At 45.6% G+C, this 22,253-nt stretch carries 22 protein-coding genes; 13 read left to right on the top strand and 9 right to left on the bottom strand.

Annotation, left to right across the window (positions count from 1 at the left end; genetic code table 11):
- Nucleotides 1–270: 270 nt before the first annotated feature.
- Nucleotides 271–510 (top strand): hypothetical protein, encoded by a 240-nt coding sequence (locus JGK14_RS24980; protein WP_293282290.1) that lies wholly within the window; start codon nucleotides 271–273, stop codon nucleotides 508–510.
- On the opposite strand, the gene JGK14_RS24985 is transcribed toward JGK14_RS24980, so the two are convergent.
- Nucleotides 485–736 carry a hypothetical protein gene (locus tag JGK14_RS24985; RefSeq protein WP_293208962.1) on the bottom strand — a complete coding sequence of 84 codons (252 nt, stop codon included), beginning with the start codon at nucleotides 734–736 and terminating at the stop codon, nucleotides 485–487. The two genes, JGK14_RS24980 and JGK14_RS24985, sit on opposite strands and share 26 nt — an antisense overlap.
- Nucleotides 737–1,029: 293 nt before the next feature.
- Here JGK14_RS24985 and JGK14_RS24990 point away from each other — a divergent pair, with 293 nt between their 5' ends.
- The 10 genes from JGK14_RS24990 (at nucleotide 1,030) to JGK14_RS25035 (ending at nucleotide 8,524) form a co-directional block, all read left to right on the top strand.
- Complete coding sequence (locus tag JGK14_RS24990) at nucleotides 1,030–1,326, top strand: helix-turn-helix domain-containing protein (protein WP_325315607.1); 297 nt, start codon at nucleotides 1,030–1,032, stop codon at nucleotides 1,324–1,326.
- Nucleotides 1,308–2,192 (top strand): RNA-guided endonuclease InsQ/TnpB family protein, encoded by an 885-nt coding sequence (locus JGK14_RS24995; protein ID WP_325315608.1) that lies wholly within the window; start codon nucleotides 1,308–1,310, stop codon nucleotides 2,190–2,192. The genes JGK14_RS24990 and JGK14_RS24995 overlap by 19 nt, the downstream gene beginning before the upstream one ends.
- Nucleotides 2,193–2,513: 321 nt before the next feature.
- Nucleotides 2,514–3,224, top strand: coding sequence for a Crp/Fnr family transcriptional regulator (locus JGK14_RS25000; RefSeq protein ID WP_293152297.1), 711 nt, complete (start codon nucleotides 2,514–2,516; stop codon nucleotides 3,222–3,224).
- Nucleotides 3,225–3,416: 192 nt separating this feature from the next.
- A complete protein-coding gene (locus tag JGK14_RS25005; protein WP_325315609.1) occupies nucleotides 3,417–3,668 on the top strand; it encodes a hypothetical protein in 252 nt (83 codons plus the stop codon).
- A 66-nt stretch (nucleotides 3,669–3,734) separates the two neighbouring features.
- Complete coding sequence (locus tag JGK14_RS25010; protein WP_325315610.1) at nucleotides 3,735–4,640, top strand: hypothetical protein; 906 nt, start codon at nucleotides 3,735–3,737, stop codon at nucleotides 4,638–4,640.
- 314 nt (nucleotides 4,641–4,954) lie between these two features.
- Nucleotides 4,955–5,452 carry a universal stress protein gene (locus JGK14_RS25015; RefSeq protein WP_293152300.1) on the top strand — a complete coding sequence of 166 codons (498 nt, stop codon included), beginning with the start codon at nucleotides 4,955–4,957 and terminating at the stop codon, nucleotides 5,450–5,452.
- Between the two features lie 586 nt (nucleotides 5,453–6,038).
- Nucleotides 6,039–6,794, top strand: a complete 756-nt coding sequence (locus JGK14_RS25020) for a DUF2232 domain-containing protein (RefSeq protein ID WP_293186858.1) — start codon at nucleotides 6,039–6,041, stop codon at nucleotides 6,792–6,794.
- Nucleotides 6,784–7,002, top strand: coding sequence for a hypothetical protein (locus JGK14_RS25025; RefSeq protein ID WP_293199078.1), 219 nt, complete (start codon nucleotides 6,784–6,786; stop codon nucleotides 7,000–7,002). Before JGK14_RS25020 ends, JGK14_RS25025 begins: the two co-directional genes overlap by 11 nt.
- 175 nt (nucleotides 7,003–7,177) lie before the next feature.
- A complete protein-coding gene (gene cobT, locus JGK14_RS25030) occupies nucleotides 7,178–8,284 on the top strand; it encodes a nicotinate mononucleotide-dependent phosphoribosyltransferase CobT (protein WP_293186861.1) in 1,107 nt (368 codons plus the stop codon).
- Between the two features lie 48 nt (nucleotides 8,285–8,332).
- Nucleotides 8,333–8,524, top strand: a complete 192-nt coding sequence (locus tag JGK14_RS25035; protein WP_325315611.1) for a hypothetical protein — start codon at nucleotides 8,333–8,335, stop codon at nucleotides 8,522–8,524.
- A 77-nt stretch (nucleotides 8,525–8,601) separates the two neighbouring features.
- Here the strand turns inward: JGK14_RS25035 and JGK14_RS25040 are convergent, their stop codons facing one another.
- A complete protein-coding gene (locus JGK14_RS25040) occupies nucleotides 8,602–8,997 on the bottom strand; it encodes a hypothetical protein (protein WP_293186862.1) in 396 nt (131 codons plus the stop codon).
- A gap of 730 nt (nucleotides 8,998–9,727) precedes the next feature.
- On the opposite strand from JGK14_RS25040, the gene JGK14_RS25045 reads away from it, so the two are divergent.
- Nucleotides 9,728–10,837 carry an extracellular solute-binding protein gene (locus JGK14_RS25045; protein WP_293326986.1) on the top strand — a complete coding sequence of 370 codons (1,110 nt, stop codon included), beginning with the start codon at nucleotides 9,728–9,730 and terminating at the stop codon, nucleotides 10,835–10,837.
- 305 nt (nucleotides 10,838–11,142) lie between these two features.
- Here the strand turns inward: JGK14_RS25045 and JGK14_RS25050 are convergent, their stop codons facing one another.
- The 5 genes from JGK14_RS25050 to JGK14_RS25070 form a co-directional block, all read right to left on the bottom strand.
- Entirely contained in the window at nucleotides 11,143–11,460 is a 318-nt protein-coding gene (locus JGK14_RS25050; protein WP_293313945.1) for a hypothetical protein, read from the bottom strand.
- A gap of 200 nt (nucleotides 11,461–11,660) precedes the next feature.
- A complete protein-coding gene (locus tag JGK14_RS25055; RefSeq protein WP_293313947.1) occupies nucleotides 11,661–12,191 on the bottom strand; it encodes a hypothetical protein in 531 nt (176 codons plus the stop codon).
- A 17-nt stretch (nucleotides 12,192–12,208) separates the two neighbouring features.
- On the bottom strand, nucleotides 12,209–15,523 hold the full coding sequence (locus JGK14_RS25060; protein ID WP_293225783.1) for a PAS domain-containing sensor histidine kinase: 3,315 nt from the start codon (nucleotides 15,521–15,523) through the stop codon (nucleotides 12,209–12,211).
- Between the two features lie 328 nt (nucleotides 15,524–15,851).
- Nucleotides 15,852–16,982: an aldo/keto reductase gene (locus JGK14_RS25065; protein ID WP_293184824.1), complete on the bottom strand. Its 1,131-nt coding sequence runs from the start codon at nucleotides 16,980–16,982 to the stop codon at nucleotides 15,852–15,854.
- Between the two features lie 5 nt (nucleotides 16,983–16,987).
- Nucleotides 16,988–17,497 (bottom strand): bifunctional nuclease family protein, encoded by a 510-nt coding sequence (locus tag JGK14_RS25070; protein WP_293184826.1) that lies wholly within the window; start codon nucleotides 17,495–17,497, stop codon nucleotides 16,988–16,990.
- A gap of 235 nt (nucleotides 17,498–17,732) precedes the next feature.
- On the opposite strand from JGK14_RS25070, the gene ribE reads away from it, so the two are divergent.
- On the top strand, nucleotides 17,733–18,449 hold the full coding sequence (gene ribE, locus JGK14_RS25075; RefSeq protein ID WP_293184828.1) for a riboflavin synthase: 717 nt from the start codon (nucleotides 17,733–17,735) through the stop codon (nucleotides 18,447–18,449).
- Between the two features lie 281 nt (nucleotides 18,450–18,730).
- Here ribE and JGK14_RS25080 read toward each other — a convergent pair whose 3' ends face one another.
- Nucleotides 18,731–19,648, bottom strand: coding sequence for a glycosyltransferase (locus JGK14_RS25080; RefSeq protein ID WP_293184831.1), 918 nt, complete (start codon nucleotides 19,646–19,648; stop codon nucleotides 18,731–18,733).
- Nucleotides 19,649–19,663: 15 nt separating this feature from the next.
- Nucleotides 19,664–22,051 carry a hypothetical protein gene (locus tag JGK14_RS25085; RefSeq protein ID WP_325315612.1) on the bottom strand — a complete coding sequence of 796 codons (2,388 nt, stop codon included), beginning with the start codon at nucleotides 22,049–22,051 and terminating at the stop codon, nucleotides 19,664–19,666.
- Between the last annotated feature and the right edge of the window lie 202 nt (nucleotides 22,052–22,253).

Below are 22,253 nucleotides of genomic sequence, written 5' to 3' on the forward strand. Positions count from 1 at the left end.
CCACATCTGTCATCCAATGGCACGGAGGCAAAAACAAATTGAACTACGGGCAAATAGTCTCGCGCCGCCACAATTTGCTCAAAAAGCTACCCAAATAGTCAAGGATGGGTAGCTTTGTCCATAAATTAAGTTACAGTTCCTAACCCCGAGCTTGGGGCGGTGGCTGGGTGCCACTCTCTCCTCAGGTAATGCGTTCAACAGTTGACAGTTGACAGTTGACAGTTGACAGTTTGAGAGCGACCTCTACCCTTAAGTCCGAGGATTGGAGCAATGAATAGTCTGATTTTAATTTCTCCCGAGCAGGCTTGGGGCTTTCAACCAATTCTTTCTGGTAAATTTTTGTTTCCATCTTTTACAGACTACAGACTTGGGAAAAACCTCAAACAATCTGCGATTTTGGGATGCCCGGATTCGGGCTTGTCCCCATGCAGTCGATTTAAACAACCTTTTATGATAGCTTTCGATCTGTGTTCATGGCTAGAGATTAATGGTACAATAATCTCGGGGTAGCATAAAAAATTGCTGGAAACTGCGTCGGTTTCGGTTGCCAAGAGCGCCAACCTTTAGACTGGAAATTGGTGTGGATTTTCTTGGTAGTGCTGACATTTGACTGGTTCCAGAGAGTTGCAATCGGATGTGGTCGCTGTCTGTCCCGTGGGCGGACTTGTGCTTCCGCTAGCCGATCGACTGTCGGGCCTGCTGACAACAAATCTCTCAGCAGTGTTAAGCTTGTCATCGCGAAGTCATTGTCTTCGCTAACTCGATCGCTCAGTCCCTTGCTGCGCTGCTAAAATTTTGTTAATAAAATTTACTCGGCGGTATGTATCTAAACAATTATGGTATAGTCTTTAGTTTCTAGCTCCCAATCAGAGCTTGAGGCTATAAAAAATATGCTGAGAACCCCGTCCTTTCAAGACGGACATGAAAGCTAACCGGAGGCTAAGGCAATGCCAGTGACAAGAGTGAGATTTCGTTATTGTCATAGTATCTACAAAATGATATAATATTTTGTAGAGCTAGTCAAGAATCATGCTAAATCTCAGTTACGAGTACAAACTAAAGCCGACAGACAAGCAGATTTCTCAAATCGAAAGAACTCTGGTAATTTGTCGTAAGGTTTGGAACTACGCATTGAGAGAGCGTAAAGACTGGATTAACTCTCGTAAATGTCCGATTAATGCTTGCTCGATCGCTCGCGAGTACATTATTCCGGCTGATGCTCCCTACCCAAATTATTACAATCAGGCAGCGGAGCTAACCAAAGCTAAAGAGTTGTTTCCCGAACTTAAAACGGTTAACACAAAAAGATGCTTCAACAGGTGTTAAGAAAGCTGGAAACAGCCTTCCTAGACATGAAACGTAAGGGAATGGGATTCCCAAGATTTAAGAATAAATACCGAATGCGGTCGTTTGTATTTCCCCAAATGCTCAAAAATTGCCTCCAAGGAAATACTATTAAACTCCCACAGTTAGGCATTGTTGAATTCATTAAATCAAGAGAGATTCCTAATGAGTTTGCAATCAAGCAAGCTCAAATTGTCCGGAAGGCTAGTGGATATTTCGTCATACTTTTCTTAGAATGTGATGTTAATGTTCCTCAACCAGTTGCACAGGGATTCCCCGTTGGCATAGATCTAGGTTTAGACCAATTTTTAGCAACTTCTGAAGGCAAATTAGTTAAACGTCCTAAGTTGCTCAAGGTCGAACACCGCAAGCTTAAATTGCTGCAACGTCGGCTCAAGAACAAGAAGAAAGGCTCTAACAACCGTCATAAGTTGAATAGAAAAATTGCTAGGCTGCATCAGCGTGTTACCGATACCAGAAAAGATTGGCAGTTTAAATTAGCTCATGACCTAGCCCTAGATGCGGGAATGATATTTGTTGAAGATATCGATTTTCGAGTCTGGGCAAAAGGTAGGTTTGGCAAACACACCTTAGATGCTGGTTTCGGTCAATTCATCGCGATTATGTCGTGGGTGTGCTGGAAACGGGGAGTACATTTTGAGAAGGTAAACAAGGATTACACTTCTCAGGTTTGTCCGAATTGTGATAGTCACACTGGCAAGAAAGCACTTGATGAACGAGTGCATAATTGCCCTGAGTGTGGGTATACAACACATCGAGATGTAGCAGCCGCTCAAGTTATTCGGTTTTCAAGGATTGTCGGCGGAGGGACGCTTCGTAGACATTAAAGAAATTGCCTGTGGAGGCGGTCTGACGGGAACCGGAAACGGTCTAGTTAAGAGCCTAAGAGACAGGAAGAAGAAAGCGTGAAGGTGTGGATGCGATCGCACCGGAATGCAACCTTTGAGAATTCCCGCGCATTTATGCCTGGGATCGCGTCAATAATTCCCATATTCGACCTTTGACCGCAAAACTTTAGAGGAAAAATTGCCGATTTTTAGCTCCTTGTTCCTCAAATGCTTGAATCTCAAATCGCTCGAATGACTCGGCTGCAAGCTATTTCTAACTGCCCAGCGCAGCTCAAGCGCATAAATTAAGATGATGGCCTCATGGAAGACCGCTTTAACGCCCGAGATCCGCAGTCAAATATAAATCAATTGATAGTTTCTACTCCTTTTTTTGCAGGTTTGCCTGACCCTGTAATCGAGAGAGCAACTGTCCACATCGTTACCCGCAGTCATCCGTCGAATCAAGTGATTTTACTAGAAAATGACTGGGGAACATCAGTGTATTTTATATTGGATGGTTGGGTGAAAATTCGCACCTACAATCTAGACGGAAAAGAAGTAACGCTGAATATTTTAGGGAAAGGAGAACTGTTCGGGGAAATGGCAGCGATCGAAGAAGCACCGCGATCGACAGATGTCATCACCCTAGCCCCGACACTGATCGGCAATATGCCAGCTCAAGATTTTGTGCAACTCATTCATACCGAGCCCCTCGCAGGCATTCGGCTAGCTCAACTGATGGCCCGCCGCCTGCGACAAGTCAACCGCCGCCTGCGTTTGCGAGAGTCTGACAGTACCTCGCGAGTAGCAGATATTCTATTATTTTTGGCAGAGGGGCAAGGGAAAAAAATGTCCAGTGGAGGTACAGAAATTCCCAACCTGCCGCACAGAGAATTAAGTAGCCTCAGCGGGCTGGCTCGGGAAACGGTAACGCGAGTGCTGAGCAAGCTGGAAAAAAAAGGAACTATTCAACGCGAACGTGACGTTTTGTGCATTCCCGACCTACACGCCTTGGAGCGTCTGTTAGTCTAATCACTACAAAACGAAATATTGGAGTATACTGGAGTGGTTATGTATATATTGGAGCGCTAAGCGCGATGTATCTGTCGTCTATTGACGAATTAGAGTGTATTGGAGTTTCATTATAGAATGCTAAAACGCCAAAAAGGATATTCAATTACAACCAAATCAGTTAAAGCGAAACTAATTCGCTCAAAATTTGATATGCAGGAAACCAAGGATGCTTACAACGAAGTAGTGCATTTTTATTTCCTGTTAATTGCTGAAAATCCTCAAGGCGTAAGCATTCCCGTGCAATCTAAGGGAGGCTGGCGATTCTACGAATTACTAACCGCTGGTCATCAGTTTATTAGCGGCTTTCCTTCCCCGCTAAAAAGAGCCGCAATCCGACAAGCCATCGGTGCTTACGAAAGCTGGAATTCAACCTATCAAAAATGGTTGCATCGTCCGAAGTGAATGAGAGATCACAAACCTCCAGTTCATCCTAGGGCATTCCGGTTTAACCCGCATTACGATTCAGGGATGTGGAAAGAGGATGATGGTTTCTCCATTGTTTTGAAAATGCGAGTAGGGAATTCATGGAAATGGGTCAAACATCAATATCAATGTCCTAATGTTCCGACAGAATGGACAAAAGGTTCTCCAAGAATTCAAGTACAAAATGGTTCTTTATGGCTCGTTTTCCCCTTAGAAAAATATGTGCCTGCCACAGGAGGTATCAAGGGAATTATGTCTAACTCCGCATTTAGAACCTGCGGGATTGACATGGATTTAGACAAGTTTATTATCATTGCAACTGTTCTAGAAACCAACGACAGAGGCGAAACGACTGAAATCGCTAGGCACTTTATCAACCAGTCGCGTCACGTAGCTCGTAGGAAGCGGGATCTAGGACAAATTGCAATCAAGATGAGACAAGCCAAAATAGTGAGTCGTGGTTTTGCTAAATCAAGATGGGACTCAATAACGGCCAGAGAAATTAATTTTTCCAGAGCGGTTTCAAGGGAACTTGTTGAGTTTGCAAAACACTGGAAAGTGGATGTAATTAGTTTTGAACACCTAGGCAATCTTCGCCCGAAAAAAGGCAAATTCTCTAGGAGATCAAATCAAAAGCGTGCCTACTGGCTAAAGGGAAAGGTCTTTGAGCAAGTCAAACGAATCGCATATCAAGATTATGCAATTGTGACAACTCGCGTTAGTCCGATGAATACGAGTCGCCTTAGTCCGTGGGGAGAACCACTTTGGAGAGGGGCTAAGTTTCCGTCTGACTCACTTCGATTTGAGGGCTATCAATCTGGAGCTGCATTGGTGGCAACTGCTGATGGGTACAAGGCTCACTCTGGATTAAATGCTGCCCGAAACGTGGCATTAAAAGCAATCAAGCGCAACCTACTAGAAGCTACGCTCAATCTTAAAAGCCTGAAGTAGTAATACGTGACGGTGTGCAATCAAACTAGAACGGTGTTAGCGACTACCACTTTGATTGTACTAGGCTAGGGTAAACTGCCTAAAAATTCCTACCTTACTACGCTCTATTTGGTTGGGACTAGCTCCCGCAAACTGAAAGACGCGACTACAGAGGAGTTAAAAAAGTGAACTATAATTGGAATATTGTGACTTACTCCGATTAACTCCATTTATGGGTTACTCTAGAAGTATCAGAGATTGTTAATTTGAATCTCATTCAACAACACTCTCTGTTAACTAACTGATATTGATGATTTCCCGCCGGAGGTAAAGCTGTGAGTTTTAAGAAAATTTTCGCCGCCGTCGATGATTCTGAACTTGGCCGCCGCGTCTTCAGTCAAGCCTTAGAATTAGCCTCGATCGATCGAGCTAAGATGATGCTATTTCACTGCGTTACTGTCAACTCGCTGGGCGAGACGGCAGTGCCAATTCCGGTAGATTTGGGCTTGAATGCCGAGTTAATGGATCAAGCTTATCAAGCTCAACGTTTGCGGCTGGAAAGGGAGGTAAAACAGTCTGAGGGTTTGCTGAAAAATTATAGCGAGGTTGCAGCCAAACAAGGATTGGAGGTGGAATTTGACTGCCAAATGGATGGCGATCCGGGGCATTGTGTCTGCGAACACGCCCAAACTTGGGGTGCAGATTTAATAGTAGTGGGGAGGCGCGGCCGCACGGGGCTTACAGAAGCTTTCCTCGGGAGTGTGAGCAATTATGTCGTTCACCACGCATCTTGTTCGGTATTTGTAATTCAGGAAGTCAAAGCTGAAAAATGATGCTGCTGAAAATTTTCCTGAGAACATCAATCTAAAATAAGACTGGCGTTCCTACCTAAACCTGGTTTGTGCGAACAATATTAAATTGGGTGGCGAGGCCTCCAAATAGTGAAACCGGAAATTAATCTTATGGCCCGCCAGTGTCGTAAAATATCAAACTTTATTCAGTTGACAATTGACAGTTGACCGCTTGACAGCGACCTCTACCTAGAAAGAAGAAGATTGGATTCAACAGTTGACAATTGACAGTTGACCGCTTGACAGTTCGAGAGCTACCTCTACCTTTAAGTCCAAGTATTCGAGTAATGAATAGTCTAATTTTAATTTCTCCCTCGAAGACTTGGGGCTTTCAACCAATTCTTTCTGGTAATGAATAGTCTAATTTTAATTTCTCCCGATCGCGCTTGGGGCTTTCAACCAATTCTTTCTGATAAAATTTAAAATCGGAAAATCGGAAAATTGGGAATCAGACGTGCAGCAGGCAAGTTCTGTAAAATCTCAAATCTCAAATCTCAAATCGGGAATCAGACGTGTAGCACGTAAGTCCTGTAAAATCTAAAATCTAAAATCTAAAATCTAAAATCGGATGAGTGATTTTTTGTCAGCAGATGCCGCGTCTAATTCAGGCAGTTCACCCAGTAGCAATAATGAGCCACAAACCGCCACTTTTTCAGCAATGGCTGGCGATCGCAAAAATTCCGACCCGGGGACGCCCCCCACTGGAGAAGCGCCTTTGAGGCTCGTAGAAACGGCATTTTTGGCAAGTACCGCTAGCTTGATTTGGCTGATAAATTATTACTTTCCCCTGGGCCCGTTGCTGCGGGTTTTTTTCCCGGTGCCCATTGCCCTAGTTTACCTGCGCTGGGGTAACAGAGCGGCTTGGATGTCAGCTTTGGTTTCCGGTTTGCTGCTGTCGGTACTCATGGGCCCAACGCGGAGCATTTTATACGTGATTCCTTTTGGAATTATGGGAGTTGCACTGGGAGGACTTTGGCGGCGCAAAGCGAGTTGGTCTGTCTCTATTAGTGTGGGGGCGGTAATTGGTGCTGTCGGGTTCTTTTTTAAGTTTTGGCTGCTGTCAGCTTTGGTGGGTCAAGATCTCTGGGTTTATGTAACCGCCCAGGTAACAGAGATTGTGGAATGGGTATTTGTGAAGCTGGGCTGGCTGAGCGTGCCGAGTTTGAGTACAATAGGGGCGATCGCCGCTGGGATGATTTTGATTAACAATATTGTATATTTATTTGTAGTGCATTTAGTAGCTTTGCTGCTGTTAGATCGTTTGGGAAATCCGATTCCGCGGCCGCCGCGCTGGGTGCAAGTTTTAATCGATTATGAGGAGTAATCGGAAGTCATTAGTCATTAGTCATCAGTCATCAGGAAGAAGGAAGAAGGAAGAGGGAAGAGGGAAGAAGGAAGAGGGAAGAGGGAAGAAGGAAGAGGGAAGAAGGAAGAAGGAAGAGGGAAGAAGGAAGAGGGAAGAGGGAAGAAGGAAGAGGGAAGAAGGAAGAGGGAAGAAGGATCTTGTAACAGATTTAACAGATGGATGTTGAGGGAAGGAAAAAAATCAAATTATCCGCTTTCCCTCTTTCTAGTTTTTCCGGCAATTACCAATTCCCCATTACCAATTCCCCATTACCAATTCCCCATTACCAATTCCCCATTACCAATCCCCGATTATTACTGCCAACTGTCAACTGTCAACTGTCAACTGTCAACTGACTAATTATGATTCATGTTTATACAGAAATTGAACAGGGCCAGCGGTGGCTCGATCGCCATCGGGGACAAAAACCGATATTTGCCTGCGTGTTAGGATTCACCGCAACTGGCTTAATTCCGGGGATTTCGGCAGCAGGAGCAACCCCGCGCGATCGACAATTTACTTGTTTGGCCGATGCAGAATTTTTGTATAACGGCCCGCAACCGTCACCGCAGTATCCCTTGCCGCCCCTAGAAGCCGGTGCCTCACCGGTGCTAATATCTCGCGCCGTAGTCGAAGCTTTGGAAATTCCCCTTTACCTGTTTAATGCAGGTTTACCCCTGCCGCCTCCCGTACCTACAATTGATTTGGGCGGTACTGCGGCAAAGTGTCTAACTTCTGGGAATGCTTTGGAACTAGAAATAGTCAAACATTTGCTGGAACAAGGATTAATTTGGGGCGCTAAATTGGCCGCCGAAACTAATGGCAGTTATGTCATTTTAGGGGAGTGCGTAGTTGGTGGCACGACTACTGCTTTGGGCGTGTTAATGGGTTTGGGAATTGCAGCGGCGGGTAAGGTTAATAGTTCTCACCCTACCTGCAATCACGCTCAAAAATTGGCTGCGGTGACAGCGGGACTCAATAATGCTGGGTGGGAAATCGGCAGAAAAAATAGCACCCCCCTGGATTTGGTGGCGGCGGTGGGCGATCCGATGCAAATAGCGGTGGCGGGAATGGCGATCGCCGCGAGTCGGACTTGCGGGGTACTTTTGGCTGGTGGCACGCAAATGCTGGCAGTGTATGCTTTGATGCAAGCCTTAGCCACGGAATACGAGCTGTTATGGTGTCCCGAACAAGTCGCGGTGGGGACTACGCGCTGGGTGGCGGAAGACCCCACAGGGGACACTGTAGGACTCGCCTCGGATATCGGCGGTGTCCCTCTGTTGGCTGCACAGCTAAGTTTTGCCAGTTCTCGCTACCCGCAACTGCAAGCTTACGATCGCGGGTACGTGAAGGAAGGTGTGGGTGCGGGTGCGTGTGCGATCGCCAGCGGCCTAGCTGTGAATTGGACTCCAACCCAACTTCTGCAAGCTGTGGAAGCCCTAGCCTCGCGGTGTGAAATTCAACAGTAAAACCGGGTTTTTCCTTTTCCGTGCCTGTCGGAATATCAGGCATTAAATATGAAAAATTCAGATGTGCGATCGAGCTGCCAAACTCGTTGTGCTGCTCAACTAGCTTTGTTTGGGCTGAATAATTATATCGTTTTCTGTAGCATTTTTGCTTTCAGATTTACAGAATATTCTACACAATATCTCGCTTTGATGCAGTATTCCTACTGTGCATTTGGCGAGACAAAACACTCTATTCAATGACTCTATAAGTAGACGAGCATAAATCAAGGCAACTTGTATTTTCTCTCTCGATTGATGCCGATCGCCAGCAGCAATATTTAATTAGACCCGCCTACGTGTGAGTGCATTCTTTTGGCGACCAACTGTTCTTCTAAGGCAGCAATTCGATTGTAAGCCGCTGTTAGCTGAGCTGTTAGGCGCTGGATTTGAATCTCGGAAGTCAGCTCTTTTTCCAGACTTTGAGAATTCTTGTCGAAGTAGTTGTCATCTAACAGTATGTCCTTGTGACCAAGGATGCCGTCGAGATTGCTGTAGCTTTGATAGGGAGAGGTTTTGTGATTTCCTGCTGTCAGGGAGCGATCGTCCATATGCTGCTGGGCCAGCTTCGTCTCCTTGGCGGACTCCAATAACTTTTCATTGAGGTTTTCTACGAGTTTGTACAAAGCATCGACTTGTTGGGTCAATGCTGTAACTTGCTGGCGTAGCGCTTCCATACAGTCATCCTCGGAATAGTAACTTATATCTTTACATATTAGGGAAATCTTTACATAAGTGGGATTTATCACTAAATTATTTAATTTTTGACGTAATTGTTGTCTTCCCAATCCTGACGCTAGGTTGAGATACTCAGCTTGAGGATTTTAGATTTTAGATTTTAGATTTTAGATTTTCTTGGATTCTGAAACGAGGTTTGTTAACTCCTATACTTTGTTCAAACCTTCAATCAGAGTTAAAAAAAACAAAAAAACTCGGCTTCTGAGAGTGGGAGTCCCTCCAGGAGTGTGAGATTGACTCGGCAGTCAATTTGCCATTTTTCGATTTGGGAGTTGAGATTGTTATGGAGACAGCAACCGGGTTTTGTAGTTATTAAACTGTCGCGGATTTAAAAGGACTTTTTCACTTCGTTTGTGGAAAAAGCGTCATCCAACGGCAGAGTGTGGCGCTTTCGCGGTTTCCTGATATTAAGGAATGTAACACAGATACAGGCGATCGCCCGCAAAGACCGGCGAAATTAGCCCAAAGAAATTTGGATCTCAGAAACGAGGCGGTAAGTTGATGGCAAGACGAGCACCGACTCCGATCGCAGCAGAAGCTAGTACAATGGCTATGTGTTGGAAAAAAAAATAAGACAAATCGGTGCGGACTACCGGACTCGACAAACAATTATTTCCCGGGTCGCAGAACACAAAACATCGGTCAATATTTAGAAAAGCGGATTCACAGGTGAAACGAAGGTCTTTGCTATTGGGCGCAGCCACCCTAACTTTAAGTCAATTGGCGGCAGGTTGCGACTCGAAACCCACTCTCAAAATTCGATCGCTCAAAAACGGTATTCCGGCCCAACTCGCAAGCAAATTTAGCCGCGATTTACAACCGTCTCCGCAGTTGCAGGTAACGCAGGAAGGGCAATTAAAAGAATTATTCGCTTTGTTACAGGAGTGGAAACGGACACCGGAAGCCAAAAATCAAGCTGACTTGGTGATGTTGGGAGATTATTGGCTGACTTTGGCAATTCGGCAAAAATTGATTCAGCCGATCGATCCTGCTAAAATTGCTAATTGGTCGCAATTGCCCGAAAGATGGCAAAAACTCGTCCGGCGTAACGATGACGGCCAATTAGACGCTAAAGGTCAAGTTTGGGCTGCACCTTACCGCTGGGGAAGTACGGTAATTGCCTATCGAACCGACAAATTTAAGGATTTGGGGTGGACTCCGACTGATTGGAGTGACTTGTGGCGAGTCGAATTGCGCGATCGAATTTCGCTACCGGATAGTGCGAGAGAAGTGATCGGTTTAACATTAAAAAAACTCGGAAAATCTTACAACACGCAGCAATTAGATAAAGTTCCCAACCTCAAAAAAGAACTGGCAAATCTGCACGCCCAAACTAAGCTTTACAGTTCCGATACATACCTGCAACCGTTAATTTTAGGTGATACTTGGTTAGCCGTAGGTTCATCTGGTGACGTACTGCCGCTGTTACAAACTCAAAAGGATATTGCTGTAGTAATTCCAGTTTCTGGAACTGCACTGTGGACGGATTTGTGGGTACAACCAGCATCAAAAAAGCCAGTTTCGTTAGTGGAAAAATGGATTAATTTTTGCTTGCAGCCTCAGATTGCTCCTCAATTATCTTTGCTGGCTAAAGCTAGTTCGCCGATAATTGTCGGCATGAAACCCGAGGCTTTGCCCGCCGATGTGCGAAGCAATCCCGTGTTGTTACCGGATGCTAAAATTCTTGCCGCCAGCGACTTTCTGCTGCCGTTTGGAGATGCGGGGATTGCCGAATATCGATCGCTTTGGCAAGAAATTCGACAAGTAGTGAAAAGTTAAGTAAGTTTTAAGGTACGTAGTTGCGTTTCAGCGCTCTTTCATAGATCTAAAAAACAAGCAGTAAAAAGTTAAGTACGTGTTGAGGTACGTAGTTGCGCTTCAGCGCTCTTTCATAAATCTAAAAAACAAGCAGTAAAAAGTTAAGTACGTGTTGAGGTACGTAGTTGCGCTTCAGCGCTCTTTCATAGATCTAAAAAACAAGCAGTAAAAAGTTACTTTTTCATAGATCTAAAGAGCGCTGAAGCGCAACTACGTACCTTGAAAATCATCAAAACTGACGCATCTTTAACCATAGAGTGTGTCAGTCACCAGTTGTACTTATAAGCTGCGTTAATTGTTAAATTCTTAACTACTACTAAGGGTGAATTTTTAGGTAGCCCAAAATTCTGACCTTTTTTGTGAGGCGTGTATCCTTGTGCTAAGGCATGGAGAATTACCTCACGCACCAGCACAGGCGTAACAACTTGATAATCATAAGAAAAAGCTGTCGTCAATTTCTGAGCAGGATTCTGGTATAACTCTATAAACAAACCAATGCCGCCGTAATCGTCACGTGAAATAAGCCAACGATATTTTTCTTCGTTTATGGTGATACTACGTGATTTCTTTTGAGGAAGTGCCATTTTTTGCCTGTTATTTTGTTAGCTAAAATGTGGGTGCGTCAGCTCTTGATTTATCGATTATCCCAAAAATCTCTCTAGCTGACGCACCCTACTACTAAAATCTCTACGAATTATAAACCGCATTTATCAGCTCAAATGCACGGTGCGTCACCTCTTGATTTATCGATTATCCCAAAAATCTCTCTAGCTGACGCACCCTACTAAAATCCTTTGATTTTGCCTCGAAGACCGGGATTTGAGAGAGATTCTAAATCAATCCGACAGTTAAGCCGATCGCCCTTGCACGCATAAACCGCCAAAGCAGTCCCCTGACGGTTGCAAACTCGCAGGTTGTAACCGTACTCGCTAGAAGCAGCGCCGAAGCGGTTGACAAACTGATAGCGTTCCATATAATCGAGCAAACTCCACAGTTGGCGGTTGACGATGATGATAACCCATGTGTTGCTGCGATCGACAAACCAGCGATCGAGCAATTTGCCGCCAAACTGTTTTTGAGCCAACCACAGACTCGGCGTGCTCTTTTCGGCTTGCGAAAGCGGCGGCGACGGGAAATTGGCAGCGTCTCCACTCGGGCAGACTGGTTGCTGGGAAAACGCCGCATATTGTCCCCACAGCAAGGCTGTGATGCACGTAGAACTCGCAATTAGGAACAAACATAAACTTTTTGTCAAAATGCTAGGTCTGCGCCGGAAAACTTGATTTTGGTGGCTGAATTTGTGGTGATTCATCATAATTTATTGCGACAAAATTATTGAAATTCCGATCGCCTAAACAACGAAGCAGGCAGAAAAGCCGTAAAAGTAGAACCACAATCTAACTCGCTGGTAACTTCAATATCACCGCCCATCATCTGACAAAAACGCTGGCTGATAGTCAATCCCAAACCTGTACCGCCGTACTTGCGAGTAGTTGAATTGTCCGCTTGGGTGAAAGGTTGGAACAGTCGCTCTTGCTGTTCTTGTGTCATGCCGATCCCCGTATCTGTCACTCGGAAAACTAAATATTCAGCATCCAAAATTAACATTTGAACAACTCGCGGTTGATATTTATTTTTTAATTCTTCACTGGTAATTCTTTCGACAGTAAGTACGATCGCCCCATTCTCAGAAAACTTAGCAGCATTGCTCAGCAAATTCAGGATTATCTGCCGCACTTTCATCAAATCGCCGTGCATGGCGCCGATATTCTCGGCACTCAATACTTGCAAGGTATTGCCGTTTTTCTCAATTAACGGTTTGATGGTTGTCGCCACCTCCTCGATCAGGCCGCCAACATCGAAGCTTTCGAGATAAATCTCCATCTTGTCAGCTTCAATTTTGGAAATGTCGAGAATGTCGTCAATCAGTTGCAGCAAGTGTTTCCCAGCAGTCCGAATTTTGTCTAAATCCGAAACTACCTCTAAGTTGCCCACCTCCTCGGCATCTTCCACCAGCAGATCGCTGTAGCCGATAATTGCGTTTAGGGGAGTCCGCAACTCGTGGCTCATGTTTGCCAGAAAAGCACTCTTGGCGCGGTTGGCGAGTTCGGCGGCTTCTTTTGCCAACTGCCACGCTTCCTCGGCGTCTTTGCGCTCTGTGATATCCCGCAGCGTGGCTACCACCGCTTCCACGCTACCGTCTGTCGCACACACCGGGCTGAGAATGTACTCGTAGTCGCGGGTTCCCCAGGCTGCGGTGGGGACGATTACTTCGCCTTTGGCGGGTTCGGCTGTGACAAATATGCGATCGCACTGTTGGTGAACCCGCTCCATAATGTTTGGAGGCCAGCCTAATTCCTGCCAGGTTTTGCGAATCATTTCTCTGGGGTTCATGCCGGCAGCTTGGGCGGCGGTGCGACTGACGTAAGTGTACCTTCCCGACTGATCCACTAGAAAAATTAGGTCGAGGGAAGCGCCGAGAATGCCGTCAACTGTTCTGGCGTGTCGGGCTACTTGAGCCGTCATTTGTCTGACGGTAATGGCGCCGCGGACTCGGGCGGCGAGTTCAAACTGCAAGAGTTGGTTGGCTTGTTTGAGGAATGCCGTGCGCTGTTCGACTTCTATTTCTAGTTCTACTTTGGCTTTTTCTAGGGTGAGTTCGGCTTTTTTGCGATCGCTCACATCTGTAGAAATTGTACCGACTGCATAAGCTGTACCTTCGGAGTTGCAGAGGGGAAATTTGAGAGACAGATAAGTGTGCGGCCCGTCGTCTTGAGGGATGACTTCTTCAATGCTTAGGGGCGAACAGGTTTCAATCACTTTTAGGTCGTTTTCTCGCAAGACTGATGCTTTGTCTTGAGGAAAAATATCGCCGTCGGTTTTACCAGTTATTTGTTCTTTTGCCATATGGAACAAATTGTCAAAATGGCTGTTTGTAAGCAGGTATTTTCCGTCAGCATCTTTGATGTGAATCATTGCTGTGGAGTTGTCTAAAATCGCTTGCAGCAGTTCTTCGCTCTTCCGCAGGGCTGTTTGAACCTTTTGACGTTCGAGTATTTCTCGCTGCAATTCCAAGTTGAGGCGATTTAAGTCTTGCCAAGCTTCCTGGACTTGATTTAAGGCGATCGAGCTTTTTGCTGGTTCTGTATTTGTCGGCTGTGGGTGGTTTGAACCCCAGTTGGCGGCCAATTCTAGGGTTGGGACAGTTAGCGAGATTTCGGGATTTGTGATTTGCGCGCGATCGCCCGCACAATTTCCATACTCAAAATCCATCGCTAATTGACTGTCTAAATTAGGTTGTTTCAGGAATAAACCGGGGAGTTCGCCCAAATTTAAATTGTCAGATAAATTGTCAGATAAATTTTCCGATAAATTGTCAGAAGTGCGATCCTTTTCGTTGGCTTCGCTAACACACTTCCCCGATTGCGGGTGCGCTTCGGCGGTGGAGTTAGAGCGTAAATTCCCGTCTGCTGTTAATAAATCTGAGTTAGCTGGTTTGGCCAGGAGGCGGGTGACTCCTACTGCTAAGGCCAGGGGTGCGGCGGCAGCCACAGACAGTGCTAGCAGCCAATTATTGCCCCACCAGGATGCGAGATCAGTTTGTGGCATTCCCCGCACTAAAATTGCTGCGGGTTTTCCGGCTAAATTGTCCAGGGATTGAGCAGCTACTGTATAAGTTTTACTGCCTGTTCGCATTTCCTGAGCGACAGGCTTGCCGGCGGCTGCGAGTGCCGATTTCAGCAGCGATTTGTCTGCCAGCAAATCTGGCAACTTTTGATTTTTGGTAAATATTTGCGAACTTGCCAACACAAATTTGCCGTCAGTTGGGACGGAGTAGATAGCGCGATATCCGCCACTTTGTAAATTGATGGTTTCGCTGCTAGCAACTGCCGTCGTTTGGCTCAAAATTTTTTCTAACACTAAGACACCAATCACCGTCTTAGTTTTGGGATCGTTTACAGGAGTTGCTGTGTAGCGGATGAGAACGCTACCGTCTCCCGCAGCGCGCGGCAAAGATACCAATTGTTTCTGAAGTTCCGATTTGGCAATAATTTTGCTGGCGGTTATTGGCTTTTTGGCAGCGAATACTCGATCGACTATTTTTTGCAGGTTAACACTTTTTTCCTTGATGTTGGGGTTGACGCTAACTACAATCTGCCCGTTTTTTCCCACTAAGACAGCACTGTCTATTTCCCCTGTTTTAACTTGGGTTTCCAAAATATCCTTGACAGATTGTCGCAAATTTGATATATTCTTGCCGCTGTTATAAGCTGAGGCTATTTGGGCGATCGTTTTGCTGTCAGAGGAGTTTTGCAAACTGAATGCAGCGCGATCGAGTTTAAGATTGTAGTTACTTTCACTAAGGCTCAGTTCAGATTTAGCTTGATTTTGCAGTTCGCTGCTTCCAACAGTTGATGTTAGCCAAAGTGCTGCTCCCGTTAATCCGACTGGCAAGATGGTTTGTAAAGCCAGCAATCCAATTAATTGTTTTCTGGTGACAGACAAGTTGTAGGTGGCAGGTCTGAAAACTGCTTTCAATCTTCTTTCGGAAGTCGCAAAATTAGTAGGCTGCGAACAGTTTTGCTGGCTGTCGTTTAACTGAGTTTGAGCCATAGTAGTAGATGCTAAATCGTTTGTAGATGACACGGGATATTAATCTGGAAGTATCAAGTTGAGATTTGGAAGTTGAGATTTTAGAGAGAGTTCCGTTAATCACCCATCAGAAAAATGTTGGCTCTCGCTGGGTCGAAGAAAGTCATAAAATAACTGGGGTATTGTCATAGAAATAAATTTTCTGGCTCTTCAACCAAATTTTGTAATTTAGTTTTTTTTACCAGAAAGAATTGGTTTAAAGCTGGAACCCGCGGAGAAATTAAAAGAAGACGATTCATTACTCCAATCCTCTTCCTTCCAGGTAGACTTTGCTGTCAACTGTCAACTGTCAACTGTCAACTGTCAACTGTCACCTTGTGTTTCAATCCCACAACCGCCTGCCCGCTTTGCCATTCAGTCGCTGGTGAGTGTCTTTGAGCAAAGTTGGGATGTCCAACTCTTCGGGACACCTGGGCAAACATTCGCCGCAATCGGTGCAGCGGTTGCCTTTGCTTCCAGGAAACCAATGTCCGGCATTTTCAAACATAGCATAACGGTATTTGCCAAACTCAGTCATGTCGCACCCGACAGCGAGATTCCGCAGCCGCAATACTTCGGGAATGTTGATGTTTTCCGGGCAAGGCAAACAGGCGTAGCACTGGCTGCATTTGTCAGTTTTCAAACGATCGGCAATCACCGATTCAATCCTCACAAACGCAGCAATTTCGGCCTGGGTGAGGGGAAAGTCGCGATCGGCATATTTTAGAGGTTGCTCTAATTCTGTCGGATTTGCAGGCCCCACACTCAGAGTTCCAATTCTAGTATCGCTCAGTAAAAACCGATAGTTCAACTCCAAAGGCGAGAAAGGCGAGCACAATTGTGCGAGAGTTTCTGGGGGCGTGTAGAGTTGCCCTCCTTTGTCTGCCGGAGAAATGATGAAAACGCCCATATCTTTGTGCTTGGCGAGTTCAACTGCCGGGGCGTTGCGCTGAAAAAAATAGTAATAATGCAGGTTGACAAATTCAAATAAATCTGTATTTATAGCAGCCAAAATCAGATCCAGAGGCCCGTGAGTCGAGAAACCGACGTGCCGAATTCGGCCATCAGCCAAGGCTTTGCGTACAGCTTCCATGCAGCCTGTGGGCGATCGCACCCAAGCCAAATGTTCCCAAGCATTCAAACCATGAATTGCCAGACAATCGATATAGTCTAGATTTAGACGTTTGAGAGACGAGTCGATGCAGCGTTCCGTGGCAGCAGCATCGTCCCCAGGAGGGATTTTCGTGGTGACGTGGAAGCGCGATCGATCGACAGACAAACCAGATGCGAGGGCCGCGCCTAGATATTCCTCGCTGCAACCGTAACCCGCCGCCGTTTCCAGGTGATTGATTCCCTGAGATACAGCTTGTTGTACAGTCTGAAAGGCAATTTCCTCAGAAGCCAAATAACGCATGGTTCCCAAGGAAAATACGGACAGGTGCAAGTTAGTTTTGCCAAACCGTCGATAGCGCATATCTGTTAGGAGGAAGTTTCGCTTTGGCCCAAGCCGCTTCTCTTGATCAAATCCTCCGGGCGGAGGTTTGAGATAAATTCGCGAAAGGCCCGGCGTTCGGCCTCATCAGCATCTCGATCGACCGGTATAGAAGCATCGGCGACGACTTCTTCCATCACCCAGATGGGGCTATTCGTCCGCAGAGCTATGGCGATCGCGTCGCTGGGACGGGCATCGATCTCTTTTTTCACTTCACCCTGACGGACAATCAGCACGGCATAGAACGTGTTATCTTGCAGCGAGTGAATCACTATCCGCTCCAAGGTAAGACTCCAGGCCTCTAGGAAATTGACCATCAAATCGTGAGTTAAAGGTCGAGGAGGCTTGTGGCCTTCCAGAGCACTAATAATAGCCTTTGCTTGCTCCTGACCGATATAAATAGGCAAAGCGCGACGCTCAGTAGCGTCTCTCAATAGGACAATAGGGCTGCGCGTGGCTGCATCTAAGGCAATTCCAGCGACTTTCATTTCAATCATTCGATCGGCCTCATAGAATTAAGAAACTGCAAGGCGGTGGAGAATTTGGACATAAAGATCACCTAAATCCAGTATGACTCGATCTTCGCCTGAATCTGCAACCGATCTGGGACTGTCGATTTTAGATTTTAGATTTTCCATTGACAATAGGGATAGAGGGGATGGCAAAAGCTCCTCCGTCTGGTTTGTGACTGTGGTTTGATTTAAATAAGCGATCGACTACCAAAAAATAACTATGTTTACAGGACTAATTCAATCTCTCGGAAAGCTGAAATCGCTAGGCAACGATTACTTCCAAATTTCCTGCACCTCAAGCAACTCCTATCAGATTTTACAAGATTTAGCCATTGGCGACAGCGTAGCAGTGGATGGAGTTTGTTTGACAGTGGTGGAAGTTCTGCCCCAAGGTTTTGTCGCCATCGCTTCCCCAGAAACCTTGCGCCGCACTAATTTGGGAGCATTCCCCGATGCTTGGGTGAACCTAGAAACCTCGCTGCGCGCCGGTAGCAAATTGGGCGGACATTTTGTGACGGGACACGTAGATGCGATCGGCACTTTAGCGACATCCACCCAAACCGCCAACGCTTGGGAGATGAGGTTTACAGCCCCACCAACAGCCAATTCGGGATGGCAGCGTCAAATTGCGCCATACATCGTTTCCAAGGGCAGCATCGCCGTCAACGGCATCAGCCTCACCGTAGCAGATTGCGATGCAGACGGAAATTGGTTTGAAGTTGCCGTAATTCCGCACAGTTTTTCCGAGACAAACCTCAGCTATTTGCAGCCGGGAAGTTTAGTTAATTTAGAAGCAGACATACTAGGCAAATACGTAGCCAAATTTCTCCGCAGCGGCGGCCGGGAAGCCCATCCCGAACCCTGGGAAGAAACCCCCGCCATGAACAGTTTGGGAACAATTACACCTGAATTCTTAGCCGAACACGGATTTATGTAATCTTGGGGTGTACGCGGAGTATTTAATCATAAAATACCCGGCGGTTGAAACCGCGTCTATAAAAACAAAACCTGCCTCCGCAGGTTGAAGAACGAGCGGCGAACATTATGTTATTCTCTTTAGTCTGCGGAGGCAGACTATCCTTCGGGAAGGCTAACGCCTACGTTTTTGTAGTTTGACCTCTTACTCGGATGACGGGCGCTTCGCCACATAAGCGCTTCGCGCTGGCTTCGCCTACGAGTAAGAGGTCAAAAGCGGTTTCAACCGCCGTCTGCATCTGCTCAAAACTGACGCCCCCTATCGACAAACTCTTTCTCAACAAAAACATTTTTCTCCCAAAACAACCCCGCCGCAATTCCCGCCTGAGAAACCAAAAACAAAGCAGCAATTAATAGCTTTTGAATACCCGATCCCTGGGAAAATGGATAAGTTAGCAAATTCAGATAAAATGACGGATGTTGCCGTTTCCCCTTAGCCCCACTTTTCGAGATAATTTCCCCAAACAAAAAAGCACCTCTACCGTAATTGAATTGCTGCCGCCAAAATTTCCGCAGAGTTAGTGCGTGGGAATGATAGACTGTAACTTCGGGAGCATAGACCGCGCGGCCTCCCAAATTGAGCCAGCGAAAGCAAAATTCCCTATCTTCTCCAGCCGCTAGCGAAAAAGTCGTGTCAAACCCGCCAATTTTCTGGAAAGCCTCAGCGGGAAGGGCAAAATTGTTAGAAGTGAAAAATTGCGCGCGATCGCCAATAGCATTGTAATAACTGTAAAGGTAATCGATCAGTTGCTGGCTGGCAGTAGAATAGATATTATCCGGCAGCGCGTTGACAGTTCGACCTCCGATCAAACAGTCTGGTGTTTCCACAAATCGCTTTTCTAGATTTTGCAGCCAATCTGCCGCCACAGTACAGTCATCGTCTGTAAACACTAAAAATTTACCCTCGGCTGCAAAAGCCCCAGTATTTCGCGCCGTTGCGGGGCCTGAGTTGGGTTGTGTCAAAAGTGTGAGATTTAACCCATTTTGAAAAGGGGATATTGTATTTTCTACAGATATTTCGGTGCTGTCGTTGACGACAATCACCTGAAACTTATCGCGCGGATATTCTAGTTCCACAAAAGACTGAAGACACTGCGCTAATTTCTCGGGGCGATTGTAAGTCGGAACTATAATTGAAAATAGAGTTTTAGTTGTGTTCATTCTAACTCATATATTTTAATATTTTAAGCGATACAGTACCGACTCAGTATTAAAATCTTTGCCGAAAACTGGTTGCAGCGGGCCCTCGGGACTTGTCAGCCAAGATAAAGCTAGTTTGGTGTATTCGTCCATCTCAGTCAGGGGCCCGAATCCTACCATCTTAATGTTATTTTTGTGGAGGTTGTCCATCCATGCCGGAAGTCGATCGGCTCTAAACGGCACATATAAAACTTGTCTGTCCAAATTTCTTCCGTAAAACAGGTAGCTGCGGGAACTTAAAAAGAAGCCGATTCTTTCATTTGGTACTGTATTTTTATCAATATACTCGTAAATTCCGCGATACAGTTCGGCGCGAGCAACATCTCGCTTTTCCCTCGCCACCCAAGTAGCACTTACCATCAATGCTATGCAGACACAAATTATCATTATGTAACTTGATTTTTTCAAGCTAGCGAGTAGATTTTTCAAGCCAATTAAACTAGGATTGCGCTTAAATAGAATCCCAGCTAGTAGCAGTAATCCAACATAAATCAATGGGTATATTCCTAAATCTGGCCAACGGGGCGCTAATATTTTTATCACCAGATTGATGGCTTCGGCAAAATGAGATTTAAACCTGTCAATTAACCAACTTCCCCAAACAATACTCTTTCCGGTAAAAGAAGCATTTTTAATTAGGTCAAAAATTGTGTTGCTAATAATGCCGGAAATACTGCTAATTAAAACAACTGCTACAATTACTTGCTTGCGAGTTTTGAGCTCAGTCGCGGTTGCTGCTGCTGCGATCGCCAGTAAGCTTAAAAAGGGAAAGCCGTATCTGAGATTAAAACCGAGTAAAGGACTGAGTTGACCGATCGCCTCTCCGGCAGTCCCGGAGGTGTAAGGTGTAATGACGTACAGAATTCCGGTGCTGGCGAGAACTACGGTTAAAATGATATTGTTTTGATTGATTATTCTGGTTTTACCTTGGATCGCAGCCAGAGGTGCTGCTAATACCTGAAGTGCGATCGCCAGAAATGGCAGTTGCAATCTAATGAAGACTTGCAAGCCGAACATTTGCCAGTGGGAAATATTACTGGGATTAAATTGAGCGGCTAAAGTGCTTTGCCAAATCTTCAAAAGTGGCGAAGCTGAAGGCGCAGGTATGGTAGGTGTTGGCTGCTGTACGGGAGGTTTTGGTGACGCTACCGGAGGTTTTGGCCCAGGTACCGGAGGTTTTGGAGACGCTACCGGAGGTTTTGGGGATGCTACTGGAGGTTTTGGGGATGCTACTGGAGACGGTGGGGCAACAGGCTGTAAGGGAATGTTAATCTCGCGGGAATCACCAACAGGATAATTGATATGCAGCAAGTTTCTCGCATACCAAAAACCTCCTAAAAACAAGCAGCAAAGTATGCCGCACACCAAGACTGGTTTGATGTGGCGAATTCTAAAATTAGTTCGTGTAGAATTTTTATTAACGATGAATCTTTTAATTTCTAATATTGCTAATCCTCCTAAAAGTGAGGCTGCATAGACTAGGGCAGTGATTTTAATTCCGGCTATCATTCCTACGGATGCCAAAAATAGGGATAGCTCGGATTGCGATCGGCTGCTGTGATAGGATAAACCTAAATATAAAGCAACTGTAAATATCGCAGCTAGCGGTAAGTCTGGGTGAATGGTGTTAACTTGGTTGAGCATCATCGGTACTGTCAATACTAAAGATGCTGCTGCCATGCCATAAAATCTCGTTGCTCCAAATTTTATACTCAATAGATAGACTGCAATTCCTTCAAGTACCCAGGCAATTAGCATGGGAAAAGCTGTGAGAAAATCTTCTTTGAAGGGGAGTACGCACAAAGCAGACAAGACGTGCCAATTGTAGGGATATACTCGGGCTTGCTCGTGTTCAAAAATCCAATTTCCGGCGGCATCTAAGAATGTAAATGAGTGGGTTTGATACCATCTGGCAATTACAGGTAGGTGAAACCACAATGAGTCATAATTTGTTGTGGGTTTAGTTGCTAGGGTTTCCCACAACACAAATCCTGCAAATGCGGTGGCACCAATGATTAGGAGTTCGGATGGGATCAGAGGTTGCTTGAGTTGGGGAATCTGCCACTGCGAGAAGCTAAAAGATTTCTGGTTTTTGGCATAAATCAGAATTAAGCCGATCGCACAAATCAGCATTTCTGCTATAATGACCGCAGCAAGATTTAGGCGATCGGCACTTCCTAAAATCAAACCTATACAAATTTGTGCAAGACTCCATCCCGTCAAAAGTACGAGGAGAAAATGAGGAAATGAATAGTTACTGTTTTCCTTGTGATTCTCGAAGGCCAGAGACAAGCTTAGGGGAATCGGCCCGACTATAATAATCAGAAATAAAATTAATTCCCACAAATACTGCGCTATTAGCATAAGCTACTATTTACCAATTTTTATGGGAGGCTCTTGCTGATTGTTTGTAGTGAGGACTTTAGTCCTTCTATGGATGCGGACTAAAGTCCTCACTACGAACCTATTTGATTGTTTGTAGTGTGTACTTTGAGTGCTTATAAAACAATACGCTTGGGTTAAGGCTGATCCACCCTAACCCCCCTAAAAAAGGGGGGGGACAAGA

The sequence above is a fragment of the Microcoleus sp. PH2017_28_MFU_U_A genome, assembly GCF_020738035.1.
Lineage (GTDB): Bacteria > Cyanobacteriota > Cyanobacteriia > Cyanobacteriales > Microcoleaceae > Microcoleus.

Excerpts from the sequence above, each read along its gene's own strand:
- JGK14_RS25070 (WP_293184826.1), bottom strand. The coding sequence starts at position 17,497 with ATGATTGAAATGAAAGTCGCTGGAATTGCCTTAGATGCAGCCACGCGC.
- JGK14_RS24990 (WP_325315607.1), top strand. The coding sequence starts at position 1,030 with ATGCTAAATCTCAGTTACGAGTACAAACTAAAGCCGACAGACAAGCAG.
- JGK14_RS25080 (WP_293184831.1), bottom strand. The coding sequence starts at position 19,648 with ATGAACACAACTAAAACTCTATTTTCAATTATAGTTCCGACTTACAAT.
- JGK14_RS25050 (WP_293313945.1), bottom strand. The coding sequence starts at position 11,460 with ATGGCACTTCCTCAAAAGAAATCACGTAGTATCACCATAAACGAAGAA.
- JGK14_RS24985 (WP_293208962.1), bottom strand. The coding sequence starts at position 736 with ATGACAAGCTTAACACTGCTGAGAGATTTGTTGTCAGCAGGCCCGACA.
- cobT (WP_293186861.1), top strand. The coding sequence starts at position 7,178 with ATGATTCATGTTTATACAGAAATTGAACAGGGCCAGCGGTGGCTCGAT.
- JGK14_RS25000 (WP_293152297.1), top strand. The coding sequence starts at position 2,514 with ATGGAAGACCGCTTTAACGCCCGAGATCCGCAGTCAAATATAAATCAA.
- ribE (WP_293184828.1), top strand. The coding sequence starts at position 17,733 with ATGTTTACAGGACTAATTCAATCTCTCGGAAAGCTGAAATCGCTAGGC.
- JGK14_RS25005 (WP_325315609.1), top strand. The coding sequence starts at position 3,417 with ATGCAGGAAACCAAGGATGCTTACAACGAAGTAGTGCATTTTTATTTC.
- JGK14_RS25055 (WP_293313947.1), bottom strand. The coding sequence starts at position 12,191 with ATGATGAATCACCACAAATTCAGCCACCAAAATCAAGTTTTCCGGCGC.
- JGK14_RS24980 (WP_293282290.1), top strand. The coding sequence starts at position 271 with ATGAATAGTCTGATTTTAATTTCTCCCGAGCAGGCTTGGGGCTTTCAA.
- JGK14_RS25020 (WP_293186858.1), top strand. The coding sequence starts at position 6,039 with ATGAGTGATTTTTTGTCAGCAGATGCCGCGTCTAATTCAGGCAGTTCA.
- JGK14_RS25035 (WP_325315611.1), top strand. The coding sequence starts at position 8,333 with ATGAAAAATTCAGATGTGCGATCGAGCTGCCAAACTCGTTGTGCTGCT.
- JGK14_RS25010 (WP_325315610.1), top strand. The coding sequence starts at position 3,735 with ATGTGGAAAGAGGATGATGGTTTCTCCATTGTTTTGAAAATGCGAGTA.
- JGK14_RS24995 (WP_325315608.1), top strand. The coding sequence starts at position 1,308 with ATGCTTCAACAGGTGTTAAGAAAGCTGGAAACAGCCTTCCTAGACATG.
- JGK14_RS25085 (WP_325315612.1), bottom strand. The coding sequence starts at position 22,051 with ATGCTAATAGCGCAGTATTTGTGGGAATTAATTTTATTTCTGATTATT.
- JGK14_RS25065 (WP_293184824.1), bottom strand. The coding sequence starts at position 16,982 with ATGCGCTATCGACGGTTTGGCAAAACTAACTTGCACCTGTCCGTATTT.
- JGK14_RS25025 (WP_293199078.1), top strand. The coding sequence starts at position 6,784 with ATGAGGAGTAATCGGAAGTCATTAGTCATTAGTCATCAGTCATCAGGA.
- JGK14_RS25040 (WP_293186862.1), bottom strand. The coding sequence starts at position 8,997 with ATGGAAGCGCTACGCCAGCAAGTTACAGCATTGACCCAACAAGTCGAT.